The organism is Laspinema olomoucense D3b (assembly GCF_025370785.1).
Lineage (GTDB): Bacteria > Cyanobacteriota > Cyanobacteriia > Cyanobacteriales > Laspinemataceae > Laspinema > Laspinema olomoucense.
The window spans coordinates 113538-121395 of the sequence record NZ_JAMXFA010000021.1; the positions used below are offsets into that span (position 1 = coordinate 113538).

A 7858-nucleotide genomic window follows, 5' to 3' on the forward strand; every position below is an offset into this window, starting at 1 on the left:
AGCTAAAATTTTATGAGGTTAAGATGTAGATTAAAATTAGAAAGAGAGAAAAAATTAAAACTTTTCTTTTCTCTCTCTAAGTTAGCCAGTTAAAAATCGGGAAAAATAAGCCTGATAAAGCAGACAACTGGGGACGGATAAGTGATTTTCAAATTTAATTAATCCCAATCCCTGCAATTTAAAAGCTGGGGTCGGGTGCAATTCTACGCCAGTTGGAGCCAGAATCACCGATTTCCAGGCATCCTTGAGGTCGGGATGCTGCTCTAGAGAGGCCCATTGTTGTCGTAAATGACTCTCAAAGATACTCTCGGGAGTCGTGATAGTTTCGAGTAAGCCTTCTAGGGTGACGGTTTCTTGGCTTAAGTGAAAAAAGGCCAATTGGGTCAAGTAGGGATGGCCTCCGAGAAGGGCGATCGCGCGTTCGGCATAGCGTTTCGCGGGGGTTAATCCATAACGCACCGCTAACTCCGTAACCTGTTCTAAAGTAAAGGCGGATAAACTAATTAACAACCCGACATTAAAGGGCGATTGATGTACGGTTAAGGGCAGAAAAACATCAGTGGAATAGATGATGACTAACCGGAGTTTTTGCCAGAGTTCACTCCCCTCGGTACTATGACGCGATCGCTCATACCAAGCGCGCAGCAGTCCAAAAAAATCCGTGGCAATCTTGGGATAGCTAAATACTAAATTCACTTCATCCAAAACGAGCAACAGCGGACTTTCAGCAGCAGGCAGCAAATAGCTTTCAAAATAATCATTGCAACTATAGCTGCTGCCAAACATCGGATTCCAAAACTCCTCCAAGCGGTTCGGTAACCCCAGACTGCGGGTGACCATCACACACAACCATTGCAAGAAAACTGTTAAACTTTCAAAAACACCACTATCGGCCAGTTGCAAACTGACGATCGCCAAGCGAAACCCACTTTCTTCTGCTGGAGTGAATCCCCGCACCACTAAAGAGGTTTTGCCAAATTGTCGAGGCGCTCGAATCCGAATTAAGGCCCCTGGTTGCAAACTCTCTGCCTTGAGAAGCTGTTCCGCCGGGGATCGAAAGATGTAGAATGGGGAATCTACCGCTAACTGCCCCTTCAGGGGAGTCCGGAGTAAACCCGTTAAAGCTGCCATTGAGGTCTCGGGGTCTGGCTCCTGGCTAATATAGTCCTCTTTTTGGAGGGAAAGGCCAAATGCGTTGAAGTAGTCGGCTAAAGTGACAGAATCGACCGGCTTTTGGCGATGCCGGACTTTCGTCAGAGTTTTGGTACTCAGTCCCGTGCGATCGCTTAACTCTTCCAAGGTGTAGGGGTTTCCACCATTATCTCGTGCGGCTGACAAATGCTCTGCCGCTTGTAAGCGTTGAGCACCCTGAGAGCTGAGAATAACCCCTCTTCTACGTTTTTGACCTGTTGTTTGTTCCAATGGGCTGTCAGGAGAAACCACACTTAACACTTTTTAACCCAATCCAAAGTGGTTGATCTAAATCAAATGGATTAGTTAACCATTTTACAGGGGTTATCAACCCTTTCCCATTAAGATTCCTGCTTAAATGCCTAAGTTACTGCCTTAACGTTCCATCGGGGGTGGCGATCGCCCTTGTCTGATGGCAGGATTGACTTAGGAGAGAGAGCTGAGTCTCGAAAACAGTTAGAGTGCAGAGGTTCCCCGACTGCGGGGAAACCCAACAGCCACGGGATAGGTTCCAACGAACTGCTCTATCTTCCATAGAGTCAGAACCGGGTTAAAAATTCCTTTGAAATTGAAGTAGCCAAGATTCAAATCAAAGTGAAGTTCTTTCACCCTAGACTCCAATTCCGGTTTTTAGAAATGTTGACTTAAGATTGATGTAAAGAAGAGTTGCAAGGAGAAGAGAACAGTGCTGGAATTCTTGAACAATATTCTCACCCCACGTTCCTATATTCCACACGGCCATTGTTACCTTTGGCAAACTCCCCTCGTTGCTCTGCATCTGGTTAGCGATGGGCTGATTGCGATCGCCTACTTCTCCATTCCCACGATGCTGATTTACTTCATCTACAAACGCAGAGACATTGCTTTTTCTCGGATCTTTGCGATGTTTGGAGCTTTTATTGTTCTCTGCGGAGTCGGTCATTTATTAGATATTTGGACCTTGTGGCATCCCGATTATTGGCTTTCTGGCATCGAGCGCGCACTTACCGCGATCGTCTCTTGCTATACCGCATTGCAACTGGTGGACCTGCTGCCCCAATTTCTCTCCCTACGCACCCCTGAACAGCTCGAAGCAGTAAATCAGGAATTGCAGAAAGAAGTGCTGCAACGGCAACGAACAGAAGAAATTCTGCAAGCCCTCGTTGCTGGAACTGCCTCAGTAACAGGACAAGATTTTTTTCCTGCCTTGGTTAAAAACTTGGCAAAGGCTTTAAATGTCAAATATGTAATTGTTTCGGAAAAAAGTAAAACTAAAGACCAAAGTTTGGAGAGTTTGGGCTTTTGGAGCGGGGAGACTGTTGCCAGTAATTTTAGATATGAATTTAGCGGAAGACCTTGCGATTTTATTACTTATAATCAGGACTTTGCCTGCTACCCCGAGAAATTGCGGGAACATTTTCCAAATGACCCCTTGCTGGAAGAAATCGGTGCCGAAAGCTATCTGGGCGTTTCTTTATTAGATGGCAATCAACAGGCGATCGGGAACCTGTGCATCCTAGATGTCAAGCCTTTAGAAGAACAGGATCAAGCCCGAGCAATTATGAGCGTATTTGCAGCCCGAGCCGCCACGGAACTGCAACGGAAATGGGCTGAGGAAGAGAAACGCCTTGCTTATGAAGAGTTAGAATTCCGGGTTGAAAAGCGCACTGCCGAATTGGTCGCCGTGAACTCAACTTTAGAAACAGAAATACAAGAACGGATTGATATAGAAGCCGAACTGCGAGTGATGGCGGAACGGGAAAAAACTATTTCCCTCATCATCCAACGGATGCGGCAAAGTTTGAATTTAGAGACAATTTTTCATGCCACAACCGGCGAACTGCGGCAAGCTGTTGACTGCGATCGGGTCGTGATTTATCGCTTTAATCCCGATTGGAGTGGCGCATTAGTCTCCGAGTCCGTTACTAGCGGTTGGGATGTATTATTGCCCCAACAAGCAGACCATCCTCTTCTCACTCAAATTACCACGGATTCACCCAGTTGTGTCCTCACTCAGATGAATTCTTCGACAGTTTTGATTAAAGATACTTACCTACAAGAACAGCAAGGGGGAATTTATCGTCAAAAACAAACATTTTGCGCCGTTTCTGATATTTACCAAGCCGGTTTTAGCTCCTGCTACCTAAATTTCTTAGAGAAATTAAACGCCAGGGCTTATGTCATTGCCCCGATTTTTTCCGGCAGTACACTTTGGGGATTACTGGGAGTTTATCAAAATAGTGGCCCCCGAGATTGGAAAGAAGCAGAAGTTAAAATTGTTACCCAAATTGGCAATCAACTCGGAGTCGCCGTCCAACAAGCCGAACTGTTTGCCCAGACCCAAAAACAAGCCGACGAATTGCATCGCACCGCTGAAGCCGCCAACGCAGCTAACCGAGCTAAAAGCGAATTTTTAGCCAATATGAGCCACGAACTGAGAACCCCTCTAAATGCAATTTTAGGGTTTACTCAACTGATGCAACGAGATAGGTCTCTAGCGGATTTGCATCAAGGATATATTGACATTATCAACAAAAGTGGTGCACATTTACTTGCCTTAATTAACGATGTCTTAGAAATGTCGAAAATTGAAGCAGGGCGAGTCACCCTGAATGAGGTTGAATTTGACCTACCCAAACTGGTGTACAGCTTGGAATCCATGCTGCAACTCAAAGCTAAATCTAAGGGTTTAAGCCTCAAATTTGAGCTGCAATCCACCCTACCGCAATTTATCCGAGGGGATGAAAATAAATTGCGCCAAGTGCTGATTAATCTCTTGGGAAATGCCATCAAATTTACCAACACAGGGCGGGTTACCCTGCGGATATCCAGCCCAGAATTTCAACCCCAAACCGAGAACCCTCACCAATCTACCTTGGAATTTGAAGTAGAAGATACAGGTCCTGGACTGAGCTCCCAAGACATCAAAGACCTCTTTCAGGCATTTCAGCAAACTCGGGTGGGGCGGCAATCTCAAGAAGGAACAGGGTTAGGACTGCGAATTTCTCAGAAATTTGTGCAATTAATGGGAGGAGTAATTTCGGTTACGAGTACCGTAGGGGAAGGCAGTCGCTTTAAATTCGAGATTCCTGTGGGTTTGGTTCAAGGGTCTACCATCGCACAGACTTGTGACCTCAACGGTGCTATTCGGTTAGCACCGGGACAACCGAACTATCGAATTTTGGTAGTGGAAGATAACCCAATTAACCGATTATTATTAGTAACCTTGTTGAAGGATCTCGGCATGGAAGTTCAAGAAGCGGAAAATGGCAAAGTGGCGATCGCGGCTTGGCAACAGTGGCATCCCCACCTGATTTTCATGGATATGCATATGCCCACCATGGATGGATATGAGGCAACCCAACGGATTAAACAATTCCAAATCAACAACTCATCCAGTGATCTACCCCCCGTTCCTCCAATTATCGCCATTACCGCCAGCGCCTTTTCAGAAAATCGCGAAGAGTGCTTACAAGTGGGTTGCGATAATTTCGTCAGCAAACCCTTCCGGCGAGAAGAAATCCTAGAAACTCTCTCCCAATATCTAGGGGCAAAATACTCTTACCAGGAGACGAAAACTCCCGCCACTCGTCCCAGTTCACAGGATAAAGAACGGGATGGCCAACTTGAGGCTGATGCCCTAACTTTTATGCCCGCCGATTGGGTGAAGCAATTTTACAATGCCGTCGCCCAAGGCAGCGATACCCTGGCTTTAGAACTCTTGAGTTTCATTCCATCGGAACACTCAGAGCTAATTGGCACTTTAACCCATCTCCTAGAAAACTACCAATTCGATCGCCTGATGGAATTGGCGCAACCTAACTCCCAAACTCTATCGATTTGAATCTCATGGTTAATCAATCCCAAATCCCAGACTCAAATTTAGCCAATCCCATTGATATTTTAATTGTAGATGATGTGCCAGACAATATTCGCCTCCTCACTCGGATTTTAGTCAAACGGGGATTTCAGACCCGAAAAGCCCTCAATGGGAGGATGGCATTGACGGCGATTCAAGCCTCTAAACCCCGTCTAATTCTGTTAGATGTTCAAATGCCAGACATGACGGGTTATGAACTCTGCCATCGGATTAAATCAGACCCCGATAGCCTTCATATCCCCATTATATTTTTGAGTGCCAATGATGATACTTCAGAAAAAAGAAAAGCTATCCACCTAGGAGGAGCCGACTATATTTCCAAGCCTTTTAATATAGAAAAACTCGTAGGGGCAATCCACCACCAGCTAAAATTAGCCTCCATCTCTTGAATTTATCCATTTCACTTCACTAATTTCCAGTTCCCTTCCTGAATTAATAAATTGCATCAAAGCAAACAATAGGTTACCGTAATTTTAGAGAACCTATTGTATATATCAACGAGGGAAAGGAGAGTCCTCTAGTGCCACCGGAGGAATTTTCAGGCTTGTACTTTAATAAAAAAACGGGATATTAACAGGATTTTCCTGGATTACCCATAAAATTATCCCGATGAAACTTAGGTAATTAAAACCTTAACCCTCTTCCCCAATTACCAATATTTTTCTGTCTTGAACTCTCCTTAATCAGGGGGGAATTTCCCAATGATTTAATTTCTCTACCCAGAAAACTCACAATGACCGGAAACTTCTTGTTAGGTAACGTTATGACGGAATTTCAAACGACTCAAGAGCTGGGCAATATTTTAATTGTAGACGATAAGCTAGAAAATATCCGATTTTTAGCCAATTTCTTATCGCTCCGAGGGTACTCAATTCGTAAAGCGACCAATGGAAAGTACGCGTTAAATGCCGCTAAAATGCTTCCTCCTGACCTAGTTTTATTAGATATTAATATGCCTGAAATGGGAGGTTATGAAGTTTGTGAATCCTTAAAAAATGACCCTCAGACTCGTGATGTTCCCGTAATTTTCTTAAGCGCTGGAAATGAAGTGGAAGATAAACTCAAAGCTTTTCAAGCCGGAGGAGTAGATTACATTACCAAACCTTTTCAACTTGAAGAAGTGTTAGCCCGAGTTAAAACTCAACTGAATTTAAAAACCCTTCAACAACAATTAAAGATTAAAAATGAAGAATTGCAGGGAACGATAACGGGCCTCAAAAAAGCCCAAGCCGATGTGGAAGCATCCCAAAGGGAATTACTGGCCCTCATTAAAAGCATGAATGAATTAATTTATGTCTTAGATGCTGAGGGACGGTATCTAAAAATTGCTAACACTAATACTAAACTCCTTTCCCAACCTGCTGAAGAAATCCTGGATAAAACAATCTATGATGTACTTCCGCAAGCAACGGCTCAATTATTATTAATCGAAGTTCGAGAAGCTTTAGCGCGCCAAGAAACGCGGGAAGTCGAATATAGTTTCACCATCGGCCAAACTAAAATAGAGGCATCTGCAAGCCTTTCTCCCATCTCTGGGGACTCAGTTCTGTGTGTCGTCCGAGATATCAGCGATCGCAAACGGCGAGAAGAAGCCCTCAAACTTATTGTGGAAGGCACTGCCTCAAAAACGGGACAAGACTTTTTCCAGGCTTGCGTTCAATATTTGGCAGAAATTCTAGGAATTCGGTATGCCTTTATTACAGAATGTGTAAACCCTCAAAAAACTCGGGTTCGGATGTTATCGTTTTGGAATGACCAGAATTTTCATGAAAACTTAGAGTATGATTTAGCCGGAACCCCCTGCGATGAAGTAATTACCAATGGACAATATTATTGCTATCCCGACAATATTATTGCGCAGTTTCCTGATGATGCAGATTTAGTTGATTTAAAAGCACGCAGCTATGCCGGAATCCCTTTAATTGACACCAGCGGGGATGTGATTGGTCATATTGCTGTTTTAGATACCCACCCCATGATCGATGACCAAACCCGCAAGCTCGTCTTGAAAATTTTTGCAGCGAGGGCGGGGGCTGAATTAGAGCGAAAAATCACCGATATTGCTTTGCAAAAAAGTCAAGAACAAACCGAGGGATTATTATTAAATATTCTACCCAAAGCCATTGCAGACCGCTTGAAAACCGACACAAGCGCCATTGCAGAGCAATTTGATGATGTCACTATTTTATTTTCGGATATTGTCGGCTTCACACCGCTTTCTGCCCAACTGCAACCTACGGAATTAGTAAACTTACTCAATGAAATTTTTTCAACCTTTGACGCACTCAGCAACAAACTGGGGTTAGAGAAAATTAAAACCATAGGCGATGCCTATATGGTAGTCGGGGGATTACCCGTTAAACATCCAAATTCGGCGGAAGCGATCGCTCAAATGGCCTTAGAAATGCAATCCAGCATCGCCCAATTTCAATCCCGCTATGGACCCACCGTTCAAATTAGAATCGGCATCAACACTGGACCTGTCGTCGCTGGCGTGATTGGTGTCAAAAAGTTCAGTTATGACTTATGGGGAGATGCCGTCAATGTTGCCTCTCGCATGGAATCATCAGGCATCCCTGGCAAAATTCAAGTCACCGAAACCGTTTATGAACGGTTAAAACATCAGTTCCACTTTGAGCAACGGGGAACCGTTGATGTCAAAGGAAGAGGAAAAATGATGACCTACTGGTTGGTGGGATGAGGGGGATGGGGAGGATGAGGGGGATGAGGGGGATGGGGAGGATGGGGAGGATGGGGAGGATGGGGAGGATGGGGAGGATGGGGAGGATGGGGAGGATGGGGAGGATG

At 44.6% G+C, this 7858-nt stretch carries 4 protein-coding genes; 3 read left to right on the forward strand and 1 reads right to left on the reverse strand.

Annotation, left to right across the window (positions count from 1 at the left end):
• Positions 1-81: 81 nt before the first annotated feature.
• A complete protein-coding gene (locus NG792_RS16735) occupies positions 82-1422 on the reverse strand; it encodes an AAA-like domain-containing protein (protein ID WP_261198103.1) in 1341 nt (446 codons plus the stop codon).
• Positions 1423-1876: 454 nt separating this feature from the next.
• On the opposite strand from NG792_RS16735, the gene NG792_RS16740 reads away from it, so the two are divergent.
• From NG792_RS16740 to NG792_RS16750, 3 genes are all read left to right on the forward strand, one after another.
• The gene (locus NG792_RS16740; protein WP_261236133.1) at positions 1877-5014 is read left to right on the forward strand and encodes a GAF domain-containing hybrid sensor histidine kinase/response regulator; all 3138 of its coding nucleotides are present in this window, start codon (positions 1877-1879) and stop codon (positions 5012-5014) included.
• Between the two features lie 5 nt (positions 5015-5019).
• Positions 5020-5439 (forward strand): response regulator, encoded by a 420-nt coding sequence (locus NG792_RS16745; RefSeq protein ID WP_261236134.1) that lies wholly within the window; start codon positions 5020-5022, stop codon positions 5437-5439.
• A gap of 374 nt (positions 5440-5813) precedes the next feature.
• Positions 5814-7751 (forward strand): adenylate/guanylate cyclase domain-containing protein, encoded by a 1938-nt coding sequence (locus tag NG792_RS16750; protein ID WP_261236135.1) that lies wholly within the window; start codon positions 5814-5816, stop codon positions 7749-7751.
• Positions 7752-7858: the final 107 nt, after the last annotated feature.

Bases quoted from the DNA above. Each gene is read 5' to 3' on its own strand.
- NG792_RS16745 (WP_261236134.1), top strand. From the start codon at position 5,020: ATGGTTAATCAATCCCAAATCCCAGACTCAAATTTAGCCAATCCCATT.
- NG792_RS16750 (WP_261236135.1), top strand. From the start codon at position 5,814: ATGACGGAATTTCAAACGACTCAAGAGCTGGGCAATATTTTAATTGTA.